The 23,867-nt window shown below is 63.9% G+C and carries 26 protein-coding genes; 15 read left to right on the forward strand and 11 right to left on the reverse strand.

Annotated elements, in window-relative coordinates; translation table 11 throughout:
- The first annotated feature begins 179 nt into the window (after positions 1-179).
- A complete protein-coding gene (locus Q0C17_RS18240; protein ID WP_366914861.1) occupies positions 180-482 on the forward strand; it encodes a fasciclin domain-containing protein in 303 nt (100 codons plus the stop codon).
- The gene (locus tag Q0C17_RS17510; RefSeq protein WP_291209155.1) at positions 412-648 is read left to right on the forward strand and encodes a hypothetical protein; all 237 of its coding nucleotides are present in this window, start codon (positions 412-414) and stop codon (positions 646-648) included. The genes Q0C17_RS18240 and Q0C17_RS17510 overlap by 71 nt, the downstream gene beginning before the upstream one ends.
- A gap of 65 nt (positions 649-713) precedes the next feature.
- Here the strand turns inward: Q0C17_RS17510 and Q0C17_RS17515 are convergent, their stop codons facing one another.
- From Q0C17_RS17515 to Q0C17_RS17525, 3 genes are read right to left on the reverse strand one after another with little or no spacing between them, the layout of a single operon-like run.
- Positions 714-1,085, reverse strand: coding sequence for a hypothetical protein (locus tag Q0C17_RS17515; protein WP_291209157.1), 372 nt, complete (start codon positions 1,083-1,085; stop codon positions 714-716).
- A 13-nt stretch (positions 1,086-1,098) separates the two neighbouring features.
- Complete coding sequence (locus Q0C17_RS17520; protein ID WP_291209159.1) at positions 1,099-1,623, reverse strand: RNA polymerase sigma factor; 525 nt, start codon at positions 1,621-1,623, stop codon at positions 1,099-1,101.
- Positions 1,624-1,654: 31 nt separating this feature from the next.
- Positions 1,655-2,029 carry a DUF6249 domain-containing protein gene (locus Q0C17_RS17525; RefSeq protein WP_291209161.1) on the reverse strand — a complete coding sequence of 125 codons (375 nt, stop codon included), beginning with the start codon at positions 2,027-2,029 and terminating at the stop codon, positions 1,655-1,657.
- Between the two features lie 230 nt (positions 2,030-2,259).
- Here Q0C17_RS17525 and Q0C17_RS17530 point away from each other — a divergent pair, with 230 nt between their 5' ends.
- From Q0C17_RS17530 to Q0C17_RS17560, 7 genes are all read left to right on the forward strand, one after another.
- Complete coding sequence (locus Q0C17_RS17530) at positions 2,260-2,934, forward strand: protein tyrosine phosphatase (RefSeq protein WP_291209162.1); 675 nt, start codon at positions 2,260-2,262, stop codon at positions 2,932-2,934.
- A gap of 62 nt (positions 2,935-2,996) precedes the next feature.
- On the forward strand, positions 2,997-3,317 hold the full coding sequence (locus Q0C17_RS17535) for a hypothetical protein (protein ID WP_291209164.1): 321 nt from the start codon (positions 2,997-2,999) through the stop codon (positions 3,315-3,317).
- Between the two features lie 107 nt (positions 3,318-3,424).
- Positions 3,425-3,700 (forward strand): hypothetical protein, encoded by a 276-nt coding sequence (locus Q0C17_RS17540; RefSeq protein WP_291209166.1) that lies wholly within the window; start codon positions 3,425-3,427, stop codon positions 3,698-3,700.
- Between the two features lie 87 nt (positions 3,701-3,787).
- Positions 3,788-4,174, forward strand: a complete 387-nt coding sequence (locus Q0C17_RS17545; protein ID WP_291209168.1) for an MAPEG family protein — start codon at positions 3,788-3,790, stop codon at positions 4,172-4,174.
- A gap of 55 nt (positions 4,175-4,229) precedes the next feature.
- Positions 4,230-5,576 (forward strand): TldD/PmbA family protein, encoded by a 1,347-nt coding sequence (locus tag Q0C17_RS17550; protein ID WP_366914860.1) that lies wholly within the window; start codon positions 4,230-4,232, stop codon positions 5,574-5,576.
- Positions 5,563-6,684 carry an inositol monophosphatase family protein gene (locus tag Q0C17_RS17555; protein ID WP_291209172.1) on the forward strand — a complete coding sequence of 374 codons (1,122 nt, stop codon included), beginning with the start codon at positions 5,563-5,565 and terminating at the stop codon, positions 6,682-6,684. Before Q0C17_RS17550 ends, Q0C17_RS17555 begins: the two co-directional genes overlap by 14 nt.
- Positions 6,608-8,446 carry an ABC transporter ATP-binding protein gene (locus Q0C17_RS17560; RefSeq protein WP_291209173.1) on the forward strand — a complete coding sequence of 613 codons (1,839 nt, stop codon included), beginning with the start codon at positions 6,608-6,610 and terminating at the stop codon, positions 8,444-8,446. Before Q0C17_RS17555 ends, Q0C17_RS17560 begins: the two co-directional genes overlap by 77 nt.
- 137 nt (positions 8,447-8,583) lie before the next feature.
- Here Q0C17_RS17560 and Q0C17_RS17565 read toward each other — a convergent pair whose 3' ends face one another.
- From Q0C17_RS17565 to ubiA, 5 genes are all read right to left on the reverse strand, one after another.
- Positions 8,584-10,251, reverse strand: a complete 1,668-nt coding sequence (locus Q0C17_RS17565) for a hypothetical protein (RefSeq protein WP_291209174.1) — start codon at positions 10,249-10,251, stop codon at positions 8,584-8,586.
- A complete protein-coding gene (locus tag Q0C17_RS17570) occupies positions 10,248-10,922 on the reverse strand; it encodes a hypothetical protein (RefSeq protein ID WP_291209175.1) in 675 nt (224 codons plus the stop codon). Before Q0C17_RS17570 ends, Q0C17_RS17565 begins: the two co-directional genes overlap by 4 nt.
- A 262-nt stretch (positions 10,923-11,184) precedes the next feature.
- Positions 11,185-11,973, reverse strand: a complete 789-nt coding sequence (locus tag Q0C17_RS17575) for an enoyl-CoA hydratase/isomerase family protein (RefSeq protein WP_291209176.1) — start codon at positions 11,971-11,973, stop codon at positions 11,185-11,187.
- A gap of 5 nt (positions 11,974-11,978) precedes the next feature.
- A complete protein-coding gene (locus Q0C17_RS17580; RefSeq protein ID WP_291209178.1) occupies positions 11,979-12,650 on the reverse strand; it encodes a DsbA family oxidoreductase in 672 nt (223 codons plus the stop codon).
- Between the two features lie 31 nt (positions 12,651-12,681).
- On the reverse strand, positions 12,682-13,854 hold the full coding sequence (gene ubiA / locus Q0C17_RS17585; RefSeq protein ID WP_291209179.1) for a 4-hydroxybenzoate octaprenyltransferase: 1,173 nt from the start codon (positions 13,852-13,854) through the stop codon (positions 12,682-12,684).
- Positions 13,855-13,945: 91 nt separating this feature from the next.
- Here ubiA and Q0C17_RS17590 point away from each other — a divergent pair, with 91 nt between their 5' ends.
- The 3 genes from Q0C17_RS17590 (at position 13,946) to Q0C17_RS17600 (ending at position 18,255) form a co-directional block, all read left to right on the forward strand.
- Entirely contained in the window at positions 13,946-14,716 is a 771-nt protein-coding gene (locus Q0C17_RS17590) for a 16S rRNA (uracil(1498)-N(3))-methyltransferase (protein WP_291209180.1), read from the forward strand.
- 96 nt (positions 14,717-14,812) lie between these two features.
- Positions 14,813-16,192 carry a glutamate--cysteine ligase gene (locus Q0C17_RS17595; protein WP_291209181.1) on the forward strand — a complete coding sequence of 460 codons (1,380 nt, stop codon included), beginning with the start codon at positions 14,813-14,815 and terminating at the stop codon, positions 16,190-16,192.
- Between the two features lie 188 nt (positions 16,193-16,380).
- Positions 16,381-18,255 carry an oligopeptide:H+ symporter gene (locus tag Q0C17_RS17600; protein WP_291209183.1) on the forward strand — a complete coding sequence of 625 codons (1,875 nt, stop codon included), beginning with the start codon at positions 16,381-16,383 and terminating at the stop codon, positions 18,253-18,255.
- Positions 18,256-18,322: 67 nt separating this feature from the next.
- On the opposite strand, the gene tldD is transcribed toward Q0C17_RS17600, so the two are convergent.
- The 3 genes from tldD to Q0C17_RS17615 form a co-directional block, all read right to left on the reverse strand.
- Entirely contained in the window at positions 18,323-19,726 is a 1,404-nt protein-coding gene (gene tldD, locus Q0C17_RS17605) for a metalloprotease TldD (RefSeq protein WP_291209185.1), read from the reverse strand.
- Positions 19,727-19,778: 52 nt separating this feature from the next.
- Complete coding sequence (locus Q0C17_RS17610) at positions 19,779-19,985, reverse strand: hypothetical protein (RefSeq protein WP_291209187.1); 207 nt, start codon at positions 19,983-19,985, stop codon at positions 19,779-19,781.
- Positions 19,986-20,077: 92 nt separating this feature from the next.
- On the reverse strand, positions 20,078-20,629 hold the full coding sequence (locus tag Q0C17_RS17615; protein ID WP_291209188.1) for a tetratricopeptide repeat protein: 552 nt from the start codon (positions 20,627-20,629) through the stop codon (positions 20,078-20,080).
- 154 nt (positions 20,630-20,783) lie between these two features.
- Here Q0C17_RS17615 and coxB point away from each other — a divergent pair, with 154 nt between their 5' ends.
- The 3 genes from coxB to Q0C17_RS17630 all read left to right on the forward strand — a co-directional run.
- The gene (coxB, locus tag Q0C17_RS17620; protein WP_291209189.1) at positions 20,784-21,749 is read left to right on the forward strand and encodes a cytochrome c oxidase subunit II; all 966 of its coding nucleotides are present in this window, start codon (positions 20,784-20,786) and stop codon (positions 21,747-21,749) included.
- Between the two features lie 23 nt (positions 21,750-21,772).
- Complete coding sequence (ctaD, locus tag Q0C17_RS17625) at positions 21,773-23,455, forward strand: cytochrome c oxidase subunit I (RefSeq protein ID WP_291209191.1); 1,683 nt, start codon at positions 21,773-21,775, stop codon at positions 23,453-23,455.
- Between the two features lie 108 nt (positions 23,456-23,563).
- The coding region (locus Q0C17_RS17630) for a UbiA family prenyltransferase (protein WP_291209193.1) at positions 23,564-23,867 on the forward strand (304 nt) is incomplete at its 3' end.

Here is a 23,867-nt window from a genome sequence, read left to right on the forward strand (position 1 = left end):
TCACGGCCATAAATGGCAGCTATACCGCCATCGTCGGACTGCCTCTTTACGAGACGCGCATGCTGCTGGAAGGCCTTGGATTCCGGCGCTAAGTCGGTCTCACCGGCACCCACCGTGACCGGCGCATCCGCGTCGACAGACCTGGAAACCCTGGCCCAGACCGAAACCCTCCCGGACGAATCTGCTCTGTCGGCAGACGGTGGCACTTACCAGACCGCCGTCGAGATCGCCGCTTCTCGACCCTCGCTGAACTCGTTGGCCTTGCCGGACACCAAGACGCCCTCAACGCAAAAGGTCCGTATACGATCTTTGCGCCGACCCACGAGGCGTTCGCTGCGCTGCCTGAAAGCACATTGGACCACCTCAAGACACAAGAAGGCAAGGCCGAGCTGACCGAAATCCTGAAGTTCCATGTGGCGGACAGTACGGTTCTCGCCGGTGAGGTGGCGCTGGCCGGCCGGAAAAATGAAGGCCCTCGGTGACGCCGCGCTGAACGTGGCGGTCGGCAGTGACGGCATGCTCAACGTTGAGGCCAGCGCTGCGGTCGGCGATCGTGAGTATGCCAGTAGCAGCTTGGTCTATGCCATCGCCCCGGTGAACCAGCCGGAGGTCGAAGCCCCGACGGTTGGCGACGATCCGGAAGGCTGATCTGATGACGGATCAAAAGCGAAGAGCCGGCTCTCGCGAGCCGGCCCTTTTTTATGTCCGAAACATCAGGCCCGTTCGAAGGCTGAGACCGCGAAGACGCAGAGCGCGGCGCCTGCAGCAATTGCCAGCCACATCGGGTTGTTTGCGGCCGCCGTGCTGAGCTGGTTGACAGCGGCAGTGCTCAGTTCGCTCGGCGCGGTGGCCAGCACTTCGGTCACCGTCTTGTCGACGCCGGCCCATTCGGCAAACAGCTGCGGCAGCTGCATTGCGGCGATGGCAGCGCCGGCCAGACCGAGGCTTCCGACAATCGCCCGGCGCATCATCTTCTGGCGGCTTACCCCCTGCATGACCTGGCGGGTGAACGGCTCGGCAGGCAATGCACTGTCCTCGACCCGGAAGAGGTCGGACAGATCCTTGTAGGCATCCTGTTCACGCATGACTTTCACTCCATCACGCCACATTGGCATTTTCAAGACGGGTCCGGAGCAGGGCGACGCCCCGCTGGACGTGTGACTTTACGGTTCCCAGAGGCCAGCCGGTCACATCGGCCGCTTCCTGGTGGGTCAGCCCGGTCGAAACGCAAAGCACGACACACACGCGCTGGGCTTCGCTCAGACTTTCGAGGGCGCGGGTGAGGTCCATCCGCATCTCGTGCTGGTCCGCCGACCGGTCGAAGGGGATGATTTCCGCCGTCTCGTCGAACTCGATTTCCATTTTCTGCCGGCGACGCCATTGAAGGAACTCGCGGAAGCAGATGGTGCAGATCCAGGCGCTGAAGGTCCCGCCGGCATAGCTGGATATCTTCTGCCAGGCCGTCAGAAAGGTGACTTGGGCGATGTCGTCGCCTGTCGCTTCGGAGCCTGCGAGGCGCCGGGCCATGCCGCGGACCTTGCCCTGGTGGCGGCGCACGAGCTCAGCGAAAGCCGATTCGCTGCCTCGTGCGGCCGCATGGGCCAGATCGGGGTCACTGCGCATGTCCCGCCCTCCGGAGGCGACCAGCCAGAGATCAGGCCTCTGACTTGCCACGGCCAAATGCCCACAGGCCAATATACGCGATGCCGAGGAAGATCGGGAAGGCGGCAATGCCGAGCATGGGGGTAATGGCTTCGGCTTCTTCGAGACCGATCACGCCGCCGAGGACCGCAAAGGCTGCTCCGAAGGCCAGGAATAGCACGCCGCGGCGCAGGTCGGCGCGGACCGGGTCGGTGACCAGCGACATATTCTGCAACAGCTCCGGCGACAGGGTCTGGCCCTTGTCGATGGCGTGGCGCAGCGTCTCGTGAATGGTGAGACGCTTGCGGCCATTGTAGAAGCTGACCAGCCAGACAACGCCGAGAATACAGCCAAAAAACACGGTGGGGACGACAATTTCCGGACCCATTTTGATCTCCAGTTCCATTGTTTGCCAGCACAATTGCCGGCGTTCTTGCCCGTAAGATGCGGCCGGGGAGCCTCCGGGATGCAGCGGGGAGGAATTATTTTGCAGGCCAGGGCTCAGACGGGGGCGGCGAAGGCCATCGCAGACCGGCGCTTGCTCTGCGCTGCCCCGGCGATTAGGTGCGGGCCATGGTGAAGATCACCCCCAAGAAGAAGCGGAAACGCCGGGTCCATGTGGCCGCCGACCTGACCACAGCGTCCGGCCGGGCCCGGGCACGGCGCGAGCTGATCTGGGGCGATCACGGCTTCCTGCGGGCCCGGTTCAGCAACCTGCACCGGATTTCCCCTGAAATGTGGCGCTCCAACCAGCCCTCACCCCGGCAGGTACTGGCCCATGCCAAGGAACGGGGTATCCGCACAATCCTGAACCTGCGCGGCCCCAGCACCCAGGGTTATTACCTGCTGGAGAAAGAAGCTTGCGCCGAGGCGGGGATCGAACTCGTTGATTTTCAGGTGTTTTCCCGCGATCCGCCGACCCGGGAAGCGATTTTCGCCGCCAAGGACCTGTTCGGCCGGATCGAATACCCCGCCCTGATGCACTGCAAGTCCGGCGCGGACCGGGCAGGCATCATGTCGGTGCTCTACAAGCTGCTGCGCGAGCGGACCTCGTTTGAAAGGGCGGCCGAGCAGCTTTCCGGCAAATACCTGCACATCCGGCACGGCAAGACGGGCGTGCTGGATGCCTTCCTGGAGGCCTACGCGGCCTACAATGCGGGCCGTCCCGACGGCCAGTGGAAGCCCTTCCTGGACTGGGTGGCAGAGGATTATGACCGCCCGGCCATCAAGGAGGCGTTCACCCGGAAGCTGGGCCGGGGCATCCAGCTCGACGCTCTCCTGCGCCGGGAATAGCGCTTTTCAGCCGCCTGAAATCATGCCAGCACTCCGCATTGAAGCGGTCAGGAGGGCATGACATGCGGGTATTTGTGTTGGCAGCAGCGTCGTTGGCCGTGCTGGCCGGTTGTGGCGCGCTGGGCGGAAAGTCCGACAAGCAGGCCCTCGTGGACACGTGTGTCGAGAAGGGCGAAGGCGAGGCAACCTGTACGTGCGTCGCCGATGCCCTTGAAAAGAACCTCTCCCCTGAATTGTTCAAGAAGGTCGCCCAGGCGGCGGGACGGGACAAGCAGGACATGGTCGAATACATGAGCGGGCTGCCGGTCGAGGATCTGCTTGCCTTCTCGGCGGTTACCAACGACCTTGAAGTCTGCGGCAACGCCGCAGCGACGGGAGGATAAGAGAACTGGAGGCCGGGCCTTGGCCCGAAGCCTGCAGTTAGACACCGACAGCGTGACGCTCACCGGCGCACGGCCTAGAACAGGACGGAACCAGGAAGGGGATCCTCATGAAATTCATCATCATCAACAGCTTCCGCATCATGGTGTATGTCGCCTACATCGCCATCATCGTGAGCGGCATTGCCCTTGGCATCTACCAGAAGGGTGGCTTCACCAATGAACTGATCGGCCTCACCGGTACGATGTCGCAGGTCGCCGACTTCGCGATCTTCAGCTTCGGCGGCTGGGTCGCGGCCAGCATTATCTGCGGCCTGATCGTCACGCTGATGGACATCCGCGACGACATCAACGACCGCCTGCCGGACGCGCGCCGGGACATCTAGGCGCAGCTCACGTGCCCGCCTGACAGGAACAAGACACGGGCCGCCGGGCAACAAACCCGGCGGCTTTTTTGCTGGAGGAACCACCCAATGACCGCCTTGTCTGCTGCTGCCCTTTATATCGGGATCAACATCCTGCTCCTGTTCTTCCTGTCTTTCCGCGTCGTCGGCCGGCGCCAGTCGGCAAAGGTCTCGCTCGGCACGGGCGGTGACGCGGATCTCGAAATCCGCACCCGCGCCCATGGCAATGCCGCCGAGTACATTCCGATCACCATGCTCGGCCTGTTCGTGATGACGCAGTTCCCGGCGCCAGTCTGGGCCATTCACGGCGTCGGTGCAGTGTTCACCGCTGGCCGCTTGCTGCACGCCTACGGCCTGTCGGCGACGGTCATGCCGGCGCGGGCGCTCGGCATGGTGCTGACCTGGCTGGGGATGCTGGCGGCGGGCGTCGGCGTGATCTGGCTGGCGGTCGCCTGACGCGGGGCGCACCGGGCCTGTTGCGCAGAGGGCCGGTGCGGTCCATCTAGCGGACATGACTGGATTGACTGTTCCCCCGGCAGACCTGCTTGCCGGACTTCTTGAGAATTGCCTGAAGGCCGGCGCCAGCGCGGCAGACGCCCGCATCGGCGTGGCCGACGGCGTCAGCGTCTCCGTTCGTGAGGGCAAGCTGGAAAGCATCGAGCGCGAGGAAAGCGCAAGCGTGGCGCTGCGCTGCTTCTTTGGCAAACGACAAGCACATGTCTCGGGCGCAGACCTCTCACCCGTAGGACTTAAAGCGCTGACCGAACGCTGCGTGGCGATGGCCCGCGCGGTGCCGGAGGACAAGTATTGCGGCCTGCCGGAGCAACGTGAACTCGCGCGCGGCAACGTCGACATGGACCTTTCCGGCGAACCTGAGATCTCGGCCGAAGTTCTGGAGCGCGAAGCGCTGGCTGCTGAAGCGGCGGCGCTGGCCGTGCCCGGCATCAAGACGGTCGCAGGCTGCGGCGCTTCTTGGAACCGGTCCGAGCGCTGGGTGGCGGCCACTAACGGTTTTCGGTCATGGAAGTCAGGCACCTCTACCGGCCTCGGCCTTTCGGCGGTCGCCGAGAAGGACGGCCAGATGGAGCGCGACTATGACAGCTGGTCAGTCCGCTTCACCAAGGATCGTCCGGCTGCGGAGGAAATCGGAAAGACTGCTGGCGAGCGCACGATCGCGCGCCTTGGCGCCCGAAAGATCGAGACTCAGAAGGCGGCCGTGATCTTTGACCGCCGCGTCGCCGACAGCCTGATCGGCGCCTTTCTTGGCGCGATCTCCGGTCCGTCCGTCGCGCGCGGTGTCAGCTTCCTGAAGGACAGGATGGGCCAGCAGGTGTTCGACAAGGGCATCTACCTGACCGACGACCCCCACCGCGTCCTGGGCCTCGGCAGCCGTGCGCATGACGGTGAAGGCCTCCCCGTCGAGGAAGCACACCTGATCGAGGATGGCCGCCTGACGCGCTGGCTGCTCAATATCTCCACCGCCCGCCAGCTTGGCCTCGCGCCGAACGGCTTCGCAGGCCTGGCCTTCGGCGACCCGCCGGGTGTCTCCACCTCGAACGTCTACCTGCGCGCCGGCACGCAATCGCCGGGCGCGCTGGCAAAGTCTGCCGGCAAGGGTCTTCTGATCACGGATATGTTCGGCCCCTCGATCAACCCGAATACGGGCGATTACTCCGTGGGCGTCGCCGGCTTCTGGTTCGAGGATGGCGAGATCGCCTATCCGGTCTCGGAAGTCACCGTCGCCGGGGACCTGCCGTCGATGTTCGCGCGGCTCATCCCGGCCTCTGATCTTGAACTGCGCAGCACGCGCGATGCGCCCTCAATTCTGATCGAGGATATGAACCTTGCAGGCAGCTGAACGCACGCTGGAGGAAGACCTGACGCTGCTTTGCCGGCTGGCTCAGGAAGCGGGCGACTTGGCGATGTCCTACGTTCGTAAGGGCGGGGCAGAGGCCTGGAACAAGACGGGCGGCAGCCCGGTGACCGAAGCCGACCTTGCCGTTAACCGCCTGTGCGCGGCAACACTGAAGCGGGCCCGGCCGGAATACGGCTGGCTGTCGGAAGAGACGCTGGACGACCCCGCCGCGCGGCAGAAATCCCGCGTCTGGGTGGTCGACCCTATCGACGGCACGCGCGCCTATATGGACGGCACGCCGGACTGGTGCATCGGCCTCGCCATGGTGGAAGACGGCGAAGCGGTGGCCGGCGTGATCTATGCGCCTGAACTCGGCCAGTTCTACGATGCCCGCCGCGGCGCCGGGGCCCGGCGCAATGGCGAGGCGATCCAAGTGTCGACCTGCCAGCAGGAAGCGGGCAGCCGCCTCATCACCAATGAGGGCCTGGTTACTCATCCCGGCTGGCGCGAGCCCTGGCCGGACGTGCATCTCGCCCGGCCTAAGCCCAATGCGACCCTGCTGCGCCTCGCCCTGGTGGCCGCCGGGGACTGGGACGCGGTGCTGGTTCTGGCCGAAAAGGCGGACTGGGATCTCGCCGCCGGCTCTGTGCTCGTCTCCGAGGCGGGCGGCCAGGTGACAACCCATGCGGGCGAGCGCCTGGTGTTCAATCAGGCGATTCCCGCCCAGCGCAGTGTCCTGGCCTCTGGAAAGGGGCTTCATCCTTTGTTAGTGCGCCGGGCAGGATATGTGCGCATTCCGAACCCGCAGGCGCGGGCCGAAACGAAGAAGGCGCCAGAGATTACGGAGCCCCGCAAAATGGCTGGCAAGGAAAAGACCGGTAAACAACTCCTTCACATCGTTTTCGGCGGCGAGCTGAAGGATGTGACGGGCGTGGAGTTCGAGGACCTGTCCAAATTGGATTTCGTCGGCGCCTTCCCGAACTATCAGGAAGCCTATGACGCGTGGAAGGCCGCAGCCCACCGCACCGTAGACCATGCCGAGACGCGCTATTTCATTCTCCATGCCCACCGGCTGCTCGACCCGGCGACGGGAGACACCCATCACGTCTGAGCCCGCCCCGGCGCGCGCCCGGCGGTCGCTCTGGCGGCTGTTCAAGGCGCATTTCTGGCCGCACAAGGCGTGGTTCATTGGCGGAACGGTGCTGGCGCTGCTGACGGCCCTGTGGGGCATCGGCTATGTTGCCGTGCTCGATTTCGTCGGCAATTCGCTGCAGCGGCAGATGACCGGCGAGGACGACGGCGCGCCATCCGGCTGGATCTGGACCGGCATCATCGCCATCATCGGGCTGACCCTTGCACGGTCGCTGTCGATGTACGGGATGACGCTGCTCAACAATACCGGCGTTCAGCGCGGCCTCGTCGGTGTACAGACAGTCCAGTATGATGCGCTCACGGACGGTGACTATGCGCGCATCGCGGCAGATTCCTCGGGCAGCTTTGTCTCGCGCTTCATCAGCGACATCATCTCGATCCGAGAAGCCGCGCTGCGCTTTGCCAACAACTTCACCAAGAGCCTCGCAACCGTCCTCGGCGTGCTCGCCTGGCTGTTCTGGAAAGACTGGCAACTCGCGCTCATCATCGTCGTGGTCTATCCGCTCGCGCTCGGCCCGGTCGTCTCGCTCGGCAACTCCGTGCGCAAGCGCGCCAAGCGTGCAGCGGAGCAGACCGGCGAGATCACATCGCTCCTCTCCGAAGGATTCCAGTCCGCCCGCGTGGTGAAAGCTTACGGCCTCGAGGACTGGCAGAAGGTGCGCGCCAGGAACGGTTTTGCAGAACGCTCGCGCCTGTTCCTGAAAGTCCTTTCAAAGCGGGCCGGGGTCGATCCCGTGCTGGAAGTCTTCGGCGGCCTTGCGCTCGCGGCGCTGCTCGGCTTTGTCGCCTGGCGGATCTCGCAGGGCGAGAACACGCTAGGCGATCTTCTTGGCGTCATCGGCGCGGTCGCCGTCGCGGCGCCGGAAGTGCGCGCGCTCGGCTCGATCAGCGCCGTTGCGCAGGAAGGCGCTGCTGCCGCAGACCGCGTCTACGATATCGTCGATGCGCCTTGCGCCGTCGCCGACAAGCCCGGCGCGCTGAAGCTAGACGGCGCCGCCGGCGCCGTTGAGTTCCGCGATGTACGTTTTACCTATCCCGACGGCACCGAAGCGCTGAAGGGCCTCTCCTTCACCACGCGCCCCGGCGAGACGGTCGCCTTCGTCGGTGCCTCGGGCGCGGGCAAGTCAACGGTCTTCAACCTGCTCATGCGCCTCTATGACGCGACGTCCGGCGAGGTCCTCATCGACCAGCTGAATGTGCGCGATGTTTCCGGCCGCAGCCTGCGCAGCAACATGGCGCTTGTCTCGCAGGACGCTGCGCTGTTCGACGACACGGTCGCGGGCAACATCGCCCTCGGACGTCCCGGCGCGCCGCGCGGGCAGGTCGAGGCGGCGGCGAAGTCTGCCAATGCGCATGATTTTATCCAGACGTTGCCCGGTGGCTATGACGCGCCGGCCGGCGAGATGGGCCGAAACCTTTCCGGCGGCCAGCGCCAGCGCATTGCGCTCGCCCGCGCCATCCTGCGCAACGCGCCGATCCTGCTGCTGGACGAGGCGACCTCTGCGCTCGACGCCGAAAGCGAGGCGAAGGTGCAGGACGCGCTCAGTCAGTTTGCTCGTGCACGGACGGTCCTGATCATCGCGCACCGCCTCTCCACCGTCCGTTCCGCCGACCGCATCATCGTCATGGAAGACGGCCGCGCCGTCGAGGAAGGCACGCACGAGAGCCTGATGGCCCAGGGCGGCGTCTATAAGCGTCTGGTGGAACTGCAGCTTAGCTGATCCGGGCGTCGGGATCTGGCCCGTTTTCCCCGTTTGTAAAACGTCGCATGACTTTCTGAGACGGCGGCCAAATGGGCAGTAACGGAAAATGCGATCCGATATCAGAGCTGCCATTCGGCGCGCCGCTTAGAAATGGCCTAAACTGCAGCCTCTTCGTCAAGTGTCGGGGTATCGTTCGTATCGTCCGCTTCCGGACGGTCGTCCGGCGATAGCGGCGGTTCACCCGTCAGGCAAAACAGATCCTGATTGCCGGAATCAAGCTCACCCTGCCAATATGACTGGATCAGGCCGAAGCGGGGAAAATGCCAGACAATGCCGGCCGGACACTCCGCGGAGAATGCGATCAGGGCCTCATGAACGGCGCGAAAGTCGATCGCCTGCTTGAACGTGATCTTCTGGAAGACAAATTGAAGCCTGAGGTCGTCGTCGTGTGACAGGGTTTCCCGGATGTGCTCGGCCTTGGCCTCGCCGTCCAGCCCCGACTCGACGGCGTCCGCTTCGGCTGCGCGCACCGCTTCGGCGAACCGGGCGACAAATCCCGATTTCTTGAGCCACGATGCGGGCGCCACCAGACTTGTCTTGCCAGCCTCCGAAACCTGCAAGATGCGCAGGGTGCGCGCGAAAGGCTTCAGGTGATCCAGTCGCCTTGTGATCTGCGCTGCGTCAGTCGAAGATGCCGCGGCCGCTTCCGGGATCAAATTTAAGAACGGCACCTCGACAACAAACATGTCGTGTTTGAGGCGCGCGCTGAGATCCCACAAGCGCGATTTCAGTCTTTCGAAGTCGGAATAAGGCTGAATGTACGCGTCCGAATAGTTCACGGGGCGATCCGCGCGATCTGCAAAAAAACGCGGCAGGCTGGTAACGTCTGCCACCTTGCGGCCGGAAAAAGATGACCAGGTTTGGGCCGTTGTCTTTTGCGCGACGTGAAAGTGCATCACATCCGTCGCATCCGGAAAAGCAAAGTCCTGCCCCCGCAGATAGGCATCCGTGCGCTCGCTGAACCATTCGTTGAGCGAGTTGATGTTTCCCGAAATTTCAACGCCGAGCGGCATGCCCGACTCTGCATCTGGGAAGTATGTCTCGGCATATTCTTCGAGCAGCACGTCCAGGTCATCCGAAAAGCGGTGCGTCGGATAGACGAACACATGGTCACCGAAGAACCGCAGGACCGCATGGCCCGTGCGCGACTGGGCGCGAACGGACTCGAGGATGTCCGCCGGCAGTGCCTTGCACTTGTCGACGGGAAGATCGTGGGCAATCAGGGCCAGCGTTTGGCCGCACGCCGAGAGCTGGCGCGGCGGGCGTGCCTGGCGCACGACACGGTTCTTGTCGGTGCGGTGCAGGAAAAACGCGTCCGTGACCTCGCGTTTGTCAGCGCCGCGAAACAACCGCTTGAGATCCGAAACAAGCCTGCGTGGATGAACCTTCAGGATCGCCAGTGGTCTGTCATCAATGCCGATCACGCGGTGATGATTGCGGATCAGGATGGCGCCGTTCGAAAACATGGCAGGCTGAAAAACTTCCCCGCCCAGCACACTGTAGTCGAAATTGAACGCCACGACCGACCAGGCCGCGTCGAATGTTTTCCCTGTGACGGCGAGGCGGGCTTCGGAGAATTTCTGGATCACGGCATTCGCGAGCGGAAAGAGCCCCGGAATGGTAAGCTTAAAATCGCTATCGGCCGCTTCAGCCTCGATAAGGCGCCCCAGGAAGTCTGGCGGATCCAAAGCGTCAAGAAATTCCAGGCTGGCATCCGAAGACTCGCATGCTGCCTGTAATGCTTCCAAGAACTCCGAACTCATCCTCGCTCGATGCCCGCCTTTTGCCCACCCTGCCGGTCAAGCGCCAGGGCTAGTGCCGCCGCGGGGCTTTCACGGCTTTCGTTTAGAGCGGCGGTAGCGAAGCGGGAAGCGGAGATAGCAGTCTGGCCGGGCCAGAGCAGGGCCAGTCCCATCAGGTCGGTGAGAACGGTGATCGATGCGGTCCGGCGATCTGTGGGATGGTGACAGGGAGGGCTTACGACAAAACGGATTTCGCCGCCAATGACCTGCCGCAGACAAGGTTCCCAGTCTACGACACGTAACGTGCCTTGGGCGATGATCAGATTTTTGGGTCCTATGTCGCCGTGCACAAGTTTGCTCGCATGCGCAGCATCGATCAGGGACGCCAACTGATCTCTTTGCTCAGGCGCGAATTTGCGTAACGAGACCCCGCCCAAGAGCCGTTGTGAGATGCGCGTTAGAGTGCCAGCTTTGAATTCGAACCGGACCTCGGGTCCAAATCTGCTGGTAAACCTCTCAATGCTGTTGCACCGGCGCTCCAGCTCGCCGCGCGGACTGATCAAATCGTCCAGTTGATACGTTTTCTGGAGAACGGATTGTCCCATCGTCAGAGCCGAAACGACCAAAGGATTTGAATTGAAGGCGACCGGGAATGCACGCCGGTCAATAGCAAAAAGCCGGGCATTGTCCATCAAGAGGCGCGGAGACGTGCGACGACGACTTCGTTTGGGCGAAAGCGTGCGGGCCGGCCATTCAGAGACCACCGTACGCTGCCGAGTGCCGCTTGCTGGAGGCGATATCGTTTCAGCGCCGCTTATTTGGCCGGTCGGCTTCGTCGCCATAATGGGAACGGACTAATTCTAACGGCCACCAGAGCATCGACTTGTGCTTTTCCAGTCGCTAGCCGCATGTCCTTTCTCGGCGGGCCCCTGCCACTCGCCAGACAAATGGACTTCAATCCCCCGTAAAATCCGGATCACGCTTCTCGAAGAACGCCTTCACGCCTTCTCTGAAATCGTCCGTCTGCTGCATGAGGGCGAATGCTTCGAGATCGCGGTGGGCGGTTGCTTTGGCGAGTGCCAATGCGGCGACGTTGACGTCCTGCTTCACCATCTTCAGCGCCGTGGGCGGTAGTTTCGCCGCCGCTTCCGCCACTTCGCGCGCCTTGGTCAGCGCGCTGCCCGGTGCCGTGACGTGATCGACCAGGCCCCAGCTGAGCGCCGTCTCGGCGCTGACCTTCTCGCAAAGACCCGCAATGCGTTTGGCGCGCGCCGGACCGACGAGGGCCACGAAGCGCGGGATCGATCCCCAGCTCATGTTCATGCCGCGCTCGACTTCCGGCACGTAGATCTTCGACATGCTGGAGGCGACGCGCAGGTCGCACGAAACAGCCAGCGCCGCTCCGCCGCCGACACACCATCCTTCGATGGCGCAGATCGTCAGCGCGTCCACCGCTTCCCACGCCTCGCACATTGCCGGCCCGGTGCGCAGCTGCACCCGGCGCTCCGACAGGCCGAGCCGCCGCACATCTGCGCCTTCCGGATCGCGCAGGTCGGCGCCCATAGTGAAGTTTTCCGCACGCCCGGTGAGGATCACCGCCGAGATGCCGGCATCGCCCGCAAACTGCCGGGCCGCCTCGGTCAGTTCACGCATTAGTTTCTGACTGAGCGCGTTCGCCTTGGCGCCGGTGTCGAAGCTGACGGTCGCAACGCGCGCATTTGTTTCTATACGGATGAGGTCCATGCCGATTAAGCCGGGTCTGCCGGCCGTTCCTGCGGGAGCAGGGAGGCGGCATGGCGAATGAATTTCGCCAGCTTCTCGGCGCTTTCGGCGCCCTGAACGGCGACGCGCCGGTTGGCGATATAGGTCGGCACGCCGGAGATGCCCATCTGGCGGAAGCCTTCGGCCTCTGCCCGCACGGCCTCGGTATCCGCGCCGGTGGCCAGAAGGTCCGCCACAATGTCCGTATCCAAAGCAATCGACCGGGCAATGTCGACCAGAACGCCGTGGTCGCCCACGTCGCGCGCTTCGTTGAAGTAGGCGCGGAAGAGCGCTTCCTTCGCGGCGCTGCCTTTGCCCTGTCCCTGCGCCCAGCGCACGAGGCGGTGGGCGTCAAAGCTGTTTGGCCGATGCGTCACGGCATCGAAGCGGTAGGGAATGTTTTCGGCATTGCCATAATCGATCAGCGCCTGCCGCATCGCCGCCATACGCTCCCTGCCCTCGGGGGAAGAGACGCGGCTCGACATGTAGGCCTTGTAGTCGACGCCGCCAGCGGGGATTGTCGGGTCCAGCTCATAGGGGCGGAACAGCAGCTGCACGTCCACTTCGGGCGCCAGCGCCCGAGCTTCCTCGATCCTGCGCAGCCCCAGCCAGCACCAGGGGCAGACGATATCCGATACCATTTCGATCACGACGGTCATGGGGGCAGTATAGTTCAGCCCTCGGCGTCCGTCACCGTTCGGAGTATGTTTCCGCCGCGTCCGGGTCCAGCCCGCGCAGTTCCATCGCCGCCCGGATTTCCCGTACCATCCGGACATCGGATTTCGGTGGGTCTCGCCGCCGGATTTCCAGCCCGAAAGGCAATGACATGCTTTCCGAGCGCGCAGCCGGGGCCGCCGCCGGTTCGGGAAGGATGGCTTTCGCCGCTCGTTCGGGGATCATCGCCGCAATCAGGAACCCAGCCGCCACCAACGCGCCCGCCTGCACGTTCGATTTGAACATCGCGAGCGCCGCGCCTTCGCCGCGCGATTGGAGCGTCATCGCCTGCCAAAGTCCGTGCAGAAGAAAGACCAGCGCCGTCAGCGCCCCTATCCGGCCTGCGCCGTTTGCCATCGCGGCCATCGCGATCAGCGCAGCGGCGCCGACATGGAAGCAGAACGAGATCAGCACGGCCCGCTTGCCGAAAAGGCGCGCCGTGGAGCGCACGCCGATCAGTGCGTCGTCTTCCCGGTCCTGCAGGGCGTAGATCGTGTCATAGGCCACGGTCCAGAGAACGAGGCCGAAGTAGAGAAGGTACACCGGCCCGGTGATAACGCCGGCAGTCGCGGCGCCGACAAGGACACCCCAGTTGAATGTAAGCCCAAGCCAGGCCTGCGGCCACCAGGTGACCCGCTTGGCGAAGGGGTAGACCGCCACCAGCGGGAGCGCGAGCAGGGCGGTGATCTTTGCGTCGCCCGGCAGCGCAAGCCAGACGGCGAAGCCGAGGGCGAGCTGCACGCCGAGGAAGACATAGGCCTGTTTCACGGTCACCGCGCCGGATGGGATTGGCCGTTTGGCCGTGCGCGCGACCTTCGCGTCGAAGTCCCGGTCGGTGATGTCGTTCCAGGTGCACCCCGCGCCGCGCATTACCGCGGCACCCAGCAGGAACAGCGCGGCCCAGCCGAGGTCGGTGAAATAGAGGCCGCCGGAGATGCGCTGGAAGGTGAGGCCAATCAGGCAGGGCAGGAACAGCAGCCAGATGCCGACCGGCCGGTCGAGCCGCGCCAGCATTGCGTAGGGCCGCCACGCAGCCGGAAGGCTCTGCAGCCAGCCGGGCAAGGCTGTGTCCGCCGGAAAGCTGAAGCTTCCCGTGTTGTCGGTGGGAGGCGGCGTTGTCATCACGGTGGGATATAAACGATTTGCCATGTGCTCGCACGGGTTGTGGTTCTAAAACCACAAGGCGTGATGCAAAAACCACACCTGACAGGCGACGCCGAAACGGCCTATACCGCCCGTCATGCCGACGACGCCGCGACTCTTTGTTTCTGCAGATCTTTCTGCCGGGCGGCCCGTGCCGCTGGATGAGGAGCAGTCGAACTACCTCCTGCGCGTGCTCCGCCTGACCCCTGGCGGCGAGGTCCGTCTGTTCAACGGACGGCAGGGGGAATGGGACGCGGTGATCTCAGCCGCTCACGGCAAGAAGGCCGACGTCTCGCCGACGACGCAGCGCCGCCCCCAGCCGCCCCCAGCCTCGCCCGCACTGACGCTCCTGTTTGCCCCGGTGAAAAAGGATGAGACCGACCTGATCGTCGAGAAGGCCACTGAACTCGGCGCCGTTCGCATCCAGCCTGTCCTCACCCATCGCACCCAGACGCGCACCGTGCGGCTCGACCGGTTCCGCAAAATTGCCCTCGAAGCCGCCGAGCAGACCGAGCGGCTGGACCTGCCGGCGATTGCCGAAGTCGGCTCGCTCGACGCGGCGCTGGCAGGCCTACCGGCCGGCACAGCCCTGATCTTCTGTGACGAGGCGGGCGACGAGCCGGGCGCCCCCTGGGGCGGCGAGACGGGCCGGGCAGGGCCCATCCGTACTGTGCTGGAGAGCCTGCACGGCCGGGACGCCGCCCTCCTGATAGGCCCGGAAGGCGGCTTCACCCCCGAAGAACGCGCCTGGCTGCGCGGCCGGACGGGCACGTTTGCCGTCAGCCTCGGTCCACGGATACTGCGGGCAGAGACGGCAGCGGTGGCCGCAATGGCCGTCTGGCAGGCCGTCTGCGGCGACTGGGGCTGAGGCCGGGGCACAGGCATTTTTGATCGGACCATTGGCGTTGCCACTTTTCGGGCTTATCTCCACGCCGGAAACATTCCAAACCCCGGAGGCCCGACGGTGACCACGCCTACAAGCGACATCGACGAAGCCTCGCCCCGGATCGGCGGGAAAACCGAACTCGTCGAATACATGGAAGCCGGCTCCAAGCCCAAGGCGGACTGGCGCATCGGCACCGAGCACGAGAAGTTCGGTTTCCTCTGGGACGGCCTGAAGCCGCTGCCGTATGCGGGCAAGGCCTCAGTTCTGACGATGCTGGAAGGCCTGCGCGACCGGTTCGGCTGGGAATCCATCATCGAAGGCGGCCACCTGATCGGCCTCAAGAAGGACGGCGCCAGCGTCAGCCTGGAGCCGGGCGGTCAGTTCGAGCTGTCCGGCGCGCCGCTGGATTCGATCCATGACACCTGCACCGAAGTCGGCCGCCATCTCAGCGAAGTGCGCGAACTTGCCGAACCGCTCGGCATCGGCTTCCTCGGTCTTGGCGCGAGTCCGATCTGGAGCCTTGCCGACACGCCCGTGATGCCCAAGGGCCGCTACAAGATCATGACGGCCTATATGGACAAGGTCGGCCGCCTTGGACGCCAGATGATGTTCCGCACCTGCACGGTGCAGGCCAATCTCGATTTTGGCTCGGAAGCCGACATGGTGCAGAAACTGCGCGTGTCGCTGGCCCTGCAGCCGCTGGGCACTGCGCTGTTCGCCAACTCACCTTTCATTGATGGACGGCCAAACGGGTTCCTGTCCTACCGCTCTCAGATCTGGACCGATACAGACCCCGACCGCTCAGGCATGCTGCCCTTCGCCTTCGATGACGGGTTCGGCTTCGAGCAATACGTGGACTACGCTCTCGACGTGCCGATGTATTTCGTACGCCGGGGCGGTCAGTACCTCGACGTCAGCGGCCTGAGCTTCCGAGATTTCATGGACGGCAAGCTGGCGATCCTCCCGGGCGAGCGCCCGGCGATGGACGATTTTGCCGATCACCTCTCGACGATCTTCCCGGAAGTGCGCCTGAAGCGCTTCCTGGAAATGCGCGGCTCGGACGCGGGTCCGTGGGACCGGCTGTGCGCCTTTTCGGCTTTCTGGACCGGTATCCTGTATTCTCAGGCCTCGCTCGATGCGGCCTGGGATCTCGTAAAGCACTGGACGGCGCCGGAGCGCGAGGTGATGCGCCAGGGCGTGCGTACGCTCGGGCTCAAGACGCCGATTCCAGGCGGCCGCTCGATGCAGGATCTCGCCAAGGACGTGCTGGCGATCAGCCGTGCCGGTCTGCGCGACCGGGGCCGCATCTCGGCCGCCGGCGACGACGAGTCCGGCTTCCTTTCCGGCCTCGACGAGATCGCCGTCTCGGGCCTGACGCCCGCCGAGCGTCTGCTGCAGCGCTATTACGGCCCCTGGAGCCGCGATGTGCGCAAGGTGTTCGCCGAAGAGGCGTACTGAGGCGTTTTCCCCGGTCAGAGCCGTCTGAAAGCCTGCCCCGAACCTACGGACAGTTTTCGCGCCTGAGGCGCATTCCGGCCAACGGCAGAAACCGCCTTGAGCCAGCCTCTGGGGCATGGTCAAACCTCTGACACAATCCGGACGCCTGCGGCGAGCCGTGACACTAACAGCGCGCTGGGGAGCCGTTCATGCTGGTTATCGTTCTAGGCATCATCATAACGCTCGCCACCTGTATTCCGGTGTTCAGGCAGATGCGGAAACATCCCAAGGGTCTGCACATCCTGTTCTTCGCCGAAATGTGGGAACGCTTCTCCTTCTACGGCATGCGCGGCCTTCTGATCTTCTATCTGACCCAGCACTTCCTGTTCGATGACCGCACGGCGCAGGGCCAGTATGGCTCCTACACCGCGCTTGTGTACCTTCTGCCGCTGCTCGGCGGCTTCCTCGCAGACAAGTATCTCGGCAACCGCAAGGCCATTGCGTTCGGCGCGCTGCTGTTGGTCGCCGGCCACCTGACGATGGGCCTGCACGGGCCGCAGGCGACGCAGACCATGGTGGTCAACGGGGCCGAGTATAACCTGGCCGTCGAAGGACGGGGCGGGTCGCGCCAGGTATTCATCGAGACCGGCACGCAACGCTGCCTGTTCGGAGGCACCGAGGCGCATGAAGGCTGCCGCGCCAATGTGAACGATGAGGGCGGTATTACCTTCACCGGCCTTGAAGAGGGCAGCCCGCTGCCGACTGTTATTCCGAATGTCATGGAGACGCTATCGGAGCCGGTTCGGGATCCTCTGTATACGAACATTCTGTTCCTTGCCCTGGCCCTGATCGTGATGGGTGTCGGCTACCTGAAGGCCAATATCTCTTCGATCGTCGGACAGCTTTACGAAGACAACGATCCGCGGCGCGACGCTGGCTTCACGCTCTACTACTACGGCATCAACCTCGGTGCCTTCTGGGCGGCCATCCTGTGCGGCTATCTCGGCCAGACTGTCGGCTGGTGGGCAGGTTTCGGCCTTGCAGCCGTTGGCATGGCGGTCGGCTGGCTCGTCTTCACGCGTCAACGCCTCGCATTCTGGAGCGCCGGCGAGCGCCAGCTGCCGGATCATGTCGGCGCCCCGCCGAACCCGGAGCTGCTGGCGAAAAAAATTGGTCCGGTGTCGTTCGAATGGCTGCTTTACCTGCTCGCCATTCCCGGTGTCGCTGCCGTGTGGTTCCTGCTGCAGACGCCGCAGTTCACATTCCTGACGCTGATGAGCGGCCTCGTGCTGTTCGGCGGTTACCTGGTTTACTACATGGTGACGAAGTGCAACCTTCGCGAAATCCAGGAACTGGTCCTCGCACTGTTCCTGATCTTCATGTCGGTGGTGTTCTGGTCGCTGTTCGAGCAGGGCGGCTCGTCGCTGAACCAGTTTGCCGAGCGCAACACGCAGCTGCCGAATGATGGCCTCATGACCGTGACGGCTGCGCAAACGCAGAGCTTCAACTCTGGTTTCATCCTGCTGTTTGCGCCGGTCTTCGCGGCGCTCTGGGCCTGGCTTGGCGCGCGCAAGGCTGACCCCAATACGGCGCTGAAGTTTGCGCTGGCGCTGGTGCAGGTCGGCCTTGGCTTCTGGGTGCTCGTCTGGGGCGTTCAGTTCGCGGATGAAAGCTATCGCGTTCCGCTGGTCTTCCTGGTGCTCGCCTATCTCCTGCACACGACCGGCGAGCTCTGCCTGTCGCCCGTCGGCCTCTCGATGATCACCAAGCTGTCGCCCGCGGCCGTGGTCAGCTTCATGATGGCCGGCTGGTTCCTGTCCTCCGCCTTCGCGCAATACGTGGCGGGCATCATCGCCCAGTTCACCGCGAGCGATACGGTGGCCGGGCAGGTGCTCGATCCCGGCAAAGCGCTCGCCACCTATTCGGACGTGTTCTGGAGCCTCGGCATCGTCGCGATTGTTCTGGGCATCCTGCTGGGTGCGGCCAGTTTCCTGCTGAAGTATCTCGGCCACGGAAAAGCCGGCCGCCTCGCCAGCAAGTCGGCGCTTGAAGCCGAGGCAGCGGCTATTGCAGCAGCCAAGTGAGGGCGCAGGACTCCAAAACGAAAGGGCGGCCTCGCAGGCCGCCCTTTTTTACATCACCAGATCGGCTCTAGCCCGCGCCGCCGACCGTCAGTGAACCAACTTTCAGTGTCGGCTGGCCAACGCCTACCGGCACTGATTGCCCCGCCTTGCCGCAGACGCCGACGCCGTCATCCATCGCGAAATCGTTGCCGATCATCGTGACGTCCGACAGCGCCGTCGGTCCGTGGCCGATCAGCGTGGCGTTCTTCACGGGCGCTACGATCTTGCCGTTCTCGACAAGGTAGGCCTCGGTGCACTGGAACACGAAGTTGCCAGAGGTGATGTCCACTTGTCCGCCGCCGAAATCGACCGCCCAGAGGCCGCGCTTGATTGAGGCGACGATTTCCTTCGGGTCCTTGTCGCCGCCGAGCATCACGGTGTTGGTCATGCGCGGCATCGTCTGCGACTCGTAGCTTTCGCGCCGGCCATTGCCGGTAGGTTGCATACCCATCAGGCGGGCGTTCATCCGGTCCTGCATATAGCCTTTGAGGATGCCGTCCTCGATCAGCACGGTGCGCTGGGTCGGCGTGCCTTCGTCGTCAAAGGAGAGCGAGCCGCGCCGCGCCTCGATGGAGCCGTCATCGATGATGGTGACGCCCTTGGCGGCGACCTGCTCGCCGATGCGTCCGGCATAGACGCTGGTGCCCTTGCGGTTGAAATCGCCCTCTAGTCCGTGCCCGACCGCTTCATGCAGCAGCACGGCGGGCCAGCCCGGGCCGAGCACCACTTCCATTTCGCCGGCGGGGGCGGGGATCGACTTGAGGTTCACGTCCGCCTTCTCGATGGCGCGGCGCACCATGTTCTGCCAGCGGGAGGGCGCGATCCACTCATCATAGGCCGCGCGGCCGCCGGCGCCGGAGCCAGCCGACTCGCGCCGCCCGTTTTCCTCAAGCGTGACGGAGACATTGAGGCGCACCAGCGGGCGGATGTCGTGGAAGTGTGCGCCGTCGGGGCGCAGGATGTCGACTTCCTTGTGGCTGCCCGACAGCGAGACGGAGACCTGCACCACGCGCGGGTCGGCCGCGCGGGCGAAGGCGTCGATCTCGGCGAGGAGGCTCGTTTTGTCCGTGAAGCCCGGGTTCAGTGTCGGGTCGATCGGGGCGTAGAGGCGGCGGTTGGTCGGCTGCGGCCCGGCGGCGAGTTTGCCATTGTAGCCGCGCTTGGCCTGCGCGGCGGTATCGGCGGCGCGGCGAATGGCACCGAGGGTCAGCTGCGAGGCATAGCCCGCGCCCTGCGACTCGCCGGCCACAACCCGAAGGCCGAAGCCCTGGTCGGTGTCGTAGGCCGCGGATTTCAGCCGGCCATCATCGAAGACGAAGCTTTCTGAGCGCGAGCGTTCGACATAGAGGTCGCCATCATCGGCGCCGCGCGCGGCATCTGCCAGCACATCGGCGGCGGCTTTGAGGTCGAAAGGAAGGGGTGTTTCGGTCATGCCTTGCAACATGTGGCGCGCCGGCGCCGGCTGCAAGGCGCTTCGGTCAGGTTCAGGCGGCCGTCCGGCGAACGCGCGGGGCGATATGTGGCAGGGAGCGGCGTCCGGATACGCGTATTCCGCCAGCGGCCAGACCGATCAGGATCATGCCGCCGAATAGGAACGTCAGCACCTTGAACCCATCTGCAATCTGGTCTGCCCAGCCGAGATAGCCGGCTGCGCCCCCCAGAGCCACCATCAGGGTTACGAGCAATGCCATCCGCATCTTGTCTCTCCTGCGCCAATCACAGTTGAGAAACGCATGATGTCCGGACGGGTTGCCCGCCGAATCAAAAAAACCCGGAAGAGAGGTTAATTAGTGGTGACGGTGAAGCGCGCCAGCTGCCGGTCGGTCGCTGCAAACTCCGGATTGAGCTCTTTCGACTTCACGAAGTCAAAGTAGGCGCCCTGGACATCTCCGGTATGCTCCTTGGCAATCGCCCGGTTGTAGTAGGCGGCATAGAGATCCTCGGAGTTCAGTTCGATCGCCTTTTCCAGCGACACGAGGGCGGAGTTGTAGTCCTTCTTGAAGATGAAGGCGGCGCCTTCGTTCAGCCAGGTCGCCCCGCTGCCGGGTTTGATCCGCTTGGCCGAGGCATAGTCCTGCAGGGCGGCATCGTACTCGCCCTGACGCATTCGCAGCACGCCCCGATTCGTGTAGGTTGCCGCTTTGTTGGAGATGTTCAGGGCCTCCAGTTCCAGCGCCCTTGTACAGGTTTCTTCGGCGTCCTGGGTCCGGCCGAGGTTGAATTTGACGGCTTCGTAGCAATCACGCGCGATCCCCCCGCCGATCACGGTGACCTGGGCGGAGGCAGCCGGGGCGGCAATGGCGATGGCAGCGGCAATCAGGATGGTACGGAACATGGCAGGCTCCCTTGGATTTTATGACCCCACAACTAGCACGAAATCCCCTGTGCGGCGATGCGCTGCGACAATTTTGAGCGTGGAAAGGACTGGGGTTAAGGCCGAGGCTGGTATAGGAAGTGGCCGAATCCGATCCGAACAGAGGTTTTCCATCGTGCGACACCTGACTGCCGCCCTGTCCGCCAGCCTGTTTGCCGCGCCTGCTTTCGCGGCCGTGCCTGTAGACGGCGCCATTGATTTCCAGCCTGCCGCCACCCGCATTGCGGAGCGCGTGCACGAGTTCCACGTGGTTCTCCTCTGGATCATCACCCTGATCACTGCCCTGGTGACCGTGCTGCTGGTCTGGGTCATGGTCCGCTACAGCCAGCGCGCCAACAAGACGCCCCGTAAGTTCAGCCACAACACCACGGTGGAAGTGATCTGGACCGTCGTGCCGGCGCTGATCCTGGTTGGCATTGCCAGCCTGTCCTTCCCGAACCTCTACTACCAGAACGTTACGCCGAACCTCGGCGAGATCGCGGCCACCTCGAAGAAGCTGCTGGCCGAGAACAAGACCGCCCAGCACCTCGCTTATACCAAGAACCATTTCCCGGACGCTGCCGAGAAGGGGTTCGTCAACGTCAAGATCCAGGGCAACCAGTGGAACTGGACCTATACCTACCCGGATATCGTCGATGAGAGCGGCGCTGCGCTCGAGTTCGTCTCGAACGGCGTTCACAAGGGCCGCGCCAGCGATCCGACCGATGCGGGCCCGCGCCTGCTCGCGACCGACTACCCGATGGTGGTGCCGGCGGGTCGTTATATCCGCTACTACACTGCCGCTTCTGACGTCATTCACGCCTTCGCTGTACCGGCCTTTGCCGTGAAGACTGACGCCGTGCCCGGCCGCCTGAACGAAGGCTGGTTCCTCGTCGATAAGGAAGGCGTCTACTATGGTCAGTGTTCCGAGCTTTGCGGCATCGACCACGCCTATATGCCGATTGAAGTGCGCGTTGTTTCGCAGGCCGCGTTCGACCGCTGGGCCGAGCTGATGAAGGCGGGTGACTATGACGCCGCAGCCGCTTCGGTTCGCCAGGTCGCTTCGCTCGACTCCGAAACCAAATTTGCCTCCTCCAACTGATTTCACGAAGAAGAGTACGACCGATGCCTATGGATGAAATCGCCCTCGATCACGGCCACGACCATGATCACAAGCCTGGCTTCTTCACGCGCTGGTTCTTCTCGACCAACCACAAGGATATCGGGACGCTCTACCTCGTCTTCGCGATCATTGCCGGTATCGTCGGCTACGGGCTGTCCGGCCTGATCCGCTGGGAACTGGCCCAGCCGGGCATTGGTCCGATGCTGTGGATCCAGACCACCTTCTTCGGCCTTGAGGGCGACGCGGCGGTGACGGCTGCGAAACACTTCTACAACGTCGTGATCAGCTATCACGGCCTCGTCATGATCTTCTTCATGGTCATGCCTGCGCTGATCGGCGGCTTTGGCAACTGGTTCGTTCCGCTGATGATCGGCGCGCCGGACATGGCCTTCCCGCGCATGAACAACATCTCGTTCTGGCTGACGGTTGTGGCCTTCATTCTCGCCTGCATCTCGATGATCGTCCCGGGCGGCCCGGGCGGCAACGGCTTCGGTGGCGGCTGGACGATCTACCCGCCGCTCTCTTCGGCTGCCGGTCACCCCGGTCCGGCCATGGACCTGCTGATCCTGTCGCTGCACGCCGCTGGTATCGCGTCGATCCTCGGTGCCATCAACTTCATCGTCACCATCCTCAACATGCGCGCGCCCGGCATGACGCTGCACAAGATGCCGCTGTTCGCCTGGTCGATGCTTGTCACGGCCGTGCTGCTCCTGCTGGCGCTGCCGGTGCTTGCCGGCGCCATCACGATGCTGCTCACCGACCGTAACTTCGGCTCGCAGTTCTTCATTCCGAACGGCGGCGGCGACCCGGTGATGTTCCAGCACCTGTTCTGGTTCTTCGGTCACCCGGAAGTGTACATCATGATCCTGCCGGCGTTCGGCATCGTCAGCCACATCGTGTCGACGTTCTCCAAGAAGCCGATCTTCGGCTATCTCGGCATGGCCTACGCCATGGTGTCGATCGGCGTCATCGGCTTCGTCGTGTGGGCGCACCACATGTACACCGTCGGCATGAACGTCGACCTGAAGGCCTACTTTGTGGCCGCCACGATGGTCATCGCAGTCCCGACCGGCATCAAGATCTTCTCCTGGATCGCGACGATGTGGGGCGGCTCGATCGACTTCAAACTGCCAATGCTCTGGGCCATCGGCTTCATCTTCCTGTTCACCGTGGGCGGTGTCACGGGCGTCGTGCTCGCCAATGCCGGCGTCGACCATGCCCTCCATGACACCTATTACGTGGTTGCGCACTTCCACTACGTGCTGTCGCTGGGCGCCGTGTTTGGCCTCTTCGCGGGCTGGTACTACTGGTTCGAAAAGATGTTCGGCGTGAAGTACAACAGCTTCCTCGGCGGTGTGCACTTCTGGCTGATGTTCATCGGCTCGAACGTCCTCTTCTTCCCGCAGCACTTCCTTGGCCTGCAGGGCATGCCGCGCCGCTACATCGACTACAACGAGGGCTTTGCCACCTGGCACTACATCTCGTCGATCGGCTACGCGATTACGCTCGTCGGCACGATCATCTTCTTCATCTCGATCGCCGAAGCCGCCATCCGCCGCCGCAAGGCGACCAGCGGCAATCCCTGGGGCGAAGGTGCGACCACGCTCGAGTGGACGCTGCCGTCGCCGCCGCCGTTCCACCAGTATAACGAACTGCCGGTGGTCAACACCAAGGGTGGCCACTGACCTGACCTCGGCCCGCCGCTCCGGGCCAGATAAGACCTGACATCGGGGCGGCCCTCACGCGCAAGGCGTGCGGGCCGTTTCGTCTGAAACCGCTTGGGAAACCGCCTGATGACCGACGCCATTGCCACGCCGCAGAAGCGCCACGCGACCGCGATGGACTATGTGAACCTGATGAAACCCCGCATCATGATGCTGGTGGTGTTCACCGGGTTTGCCGGCCTTGTCGCCGCCACCGGCATGACCGGCATCACCATGCACCCGGCGATGGCCGCCATCGCTACGCTGGCCGTGGCGCTCGGCTCCGGCGCCGCGGGCGCCATCAACATGTGGTACGATTCCGATATCGACGCCGTGATGAGCCGCACTTCCACGCGGCCGATCCCGTCGGGCGCGGTGCCGCGCGAGGAAGCCC

The organism is Hyphomonas sp. (assembly GCF_022844445.1).
Classification (GTDB): domain Bacteria; phylum Pseudomonadota; class Alphaproteobacteria; order Caulobacterales; family Hyphomonadaceae; genus Hyphomonas.

What these genes read in the sequence shown, in the direction of transcription:
- Q0C17_RS17510 (WP_291209155.1), top strand. Translation starts at nt 412, where the DNA reads ATGTGGCGGACAGTACGGTTCTCGCCGGTGAGGTGGCGCTGGCCGGCC.
- Q0C17_RS17515 (WP_291209157.1), bottom strand. Translation starts at nt 1,085, where the DNA reads ATGCGTGAACAGGATGCCTACAAGGATCTGTCCGACCTCTTCCGGGTC.
- Q0C17_RS17520 (WP_291209159.1), bottom strand. Translation starts at nt 1,623, where the DNA reads ATGCGCAGTGACCCCGATCTGGCCCATGCGGCCGCACGAGGCAGCGAA.
- Q0C17_RS17525 (WP_291209161.1), bottom strand. Translation starts at nt 2,029, where the DNA reads ATGGGTCCGGAAATTGTCGTCCCCACCGTGTTTTTTGGCTGTATTCTC.
- Q0C17_RS17535 (WP_291209164.1), top strand. Translation starts at nt 2,997, where the DNA reads ATGCGGGTATTTGTGTTGGCAGCAGCGTCGTTGGCCGTGCTGGCCGGT.
- Q0C17_RS17540 (WP_291209166.1), top strand. Translation starts at nt 3,425, where the DNA reads ATGAAATTCATCATCATCAACAGCTTCCGCATCATGGTGTATGTCGCC.
- Q0C17_RS17545 (WP_291209168.1), top strand. Translation starts at nt 3,788, where the DNA reads ATGACCGCCTTGTCTGCTGCTGCCCTTTATATCGGGATCAACATCCTG.
- Q0C17_RS17550 (WP_366914860.1), top strand. Translation starts at nt 4,230, where the DNA reads ATGACTGGATTGACTGTTCCCCCGGCAGACCTGCTTGCCGGACTTCTT.
- Q0C17_RS17560 (WP_291209173.1), top strand. Translation starts at nt 6,608, where the DNA reads ATGCCGAGACGCGCTATTTCATTCTCCATGCCCACCGGCTGCTCGACC.
- Q0C17_RS17565 (WP_291209174.1), bottom strand. Translation starts at nt 10,251, where the DNA reads ATGAGTTCGGAGTTCTTGGAAGCATTACAGGCAGCATGCGAGTCTTCG.
- Q0C17_RS17570 (WP_291209175.1), bottom strand. Translation starts at nt 10,922, where the DNA reads ATGGACAATGCCCGGCTTTTTGCTATTGACCGGCGTGCATTCCCGGTC.
- Q0C17_RS17575 (WP_291209176.1), bottom strand. Translation starts at nt 11,973, where the DNA reads ATGGACCTCATCCGTATAGAAACAAATGCGCGCGTTGCGACCGTCAGC.
- Q0C17_RS17580 (WP_291209178.1), bottom strand. Translation starts at nt 12,650, where the DNA reads ATGACCGTCGTGATCGAAATGGTATCGGATATCGTCTGCCCCTGGTGC.
- ubiA (WP_291209179.1), bottom strand. Translation starts at nt 13,854, where the DNA reads ATGGCAAATCGTTTATATCCCACCGTGATGACAACGCCGCCTCCCACC.
- Q0C17_RS17590 (WP_291209180.1), top strand. Translation starts at nt 13,946, where the DNA reads ATGCCGACGACGCCGCGACTCTTTGTTTCTGCAGATCTTTCTGCCGGG.
- Q0C17_RS17600 (WP_291209183.1), top strand. Translation starts at nt 16,381, where the DNA reads ATGCTGGTTATCGTTCTAGGCATCATCATAACGCTCGCCACCTGTATT.
- tldD (WP_291209185.1), bottom strand. Translation starts at nt 19,726, where the DNA reads ATGACCGAAACACCCCTTCCTTTCGACCTCAAAGCCGCCGCCGATGTG.
- Q0C17_RS17610 (WP_291209187.1), bottom strand. Translation starts at nt 19,985, where the DNA reads ATGGCATTGCTCGTAACCCTGATGGTGGCTCTGGGGGGCGCAGCCGGC.
- Q0C17_RS17615 (WP_291209188.1), bottom strand. Translation starts at nt 20,629, where the DNA reads ATGTTCCGTACCATCCTGATTGCCGCTGCCATCGCCATTGCCGCCCCG.
- ctaD (WP_291209191.1), top strand. Translation starts at nt 21,773, where the DNA reads ATGCCTATGGATGAAATCGCCCTCGATCACGGCCACGACCATGATCAC.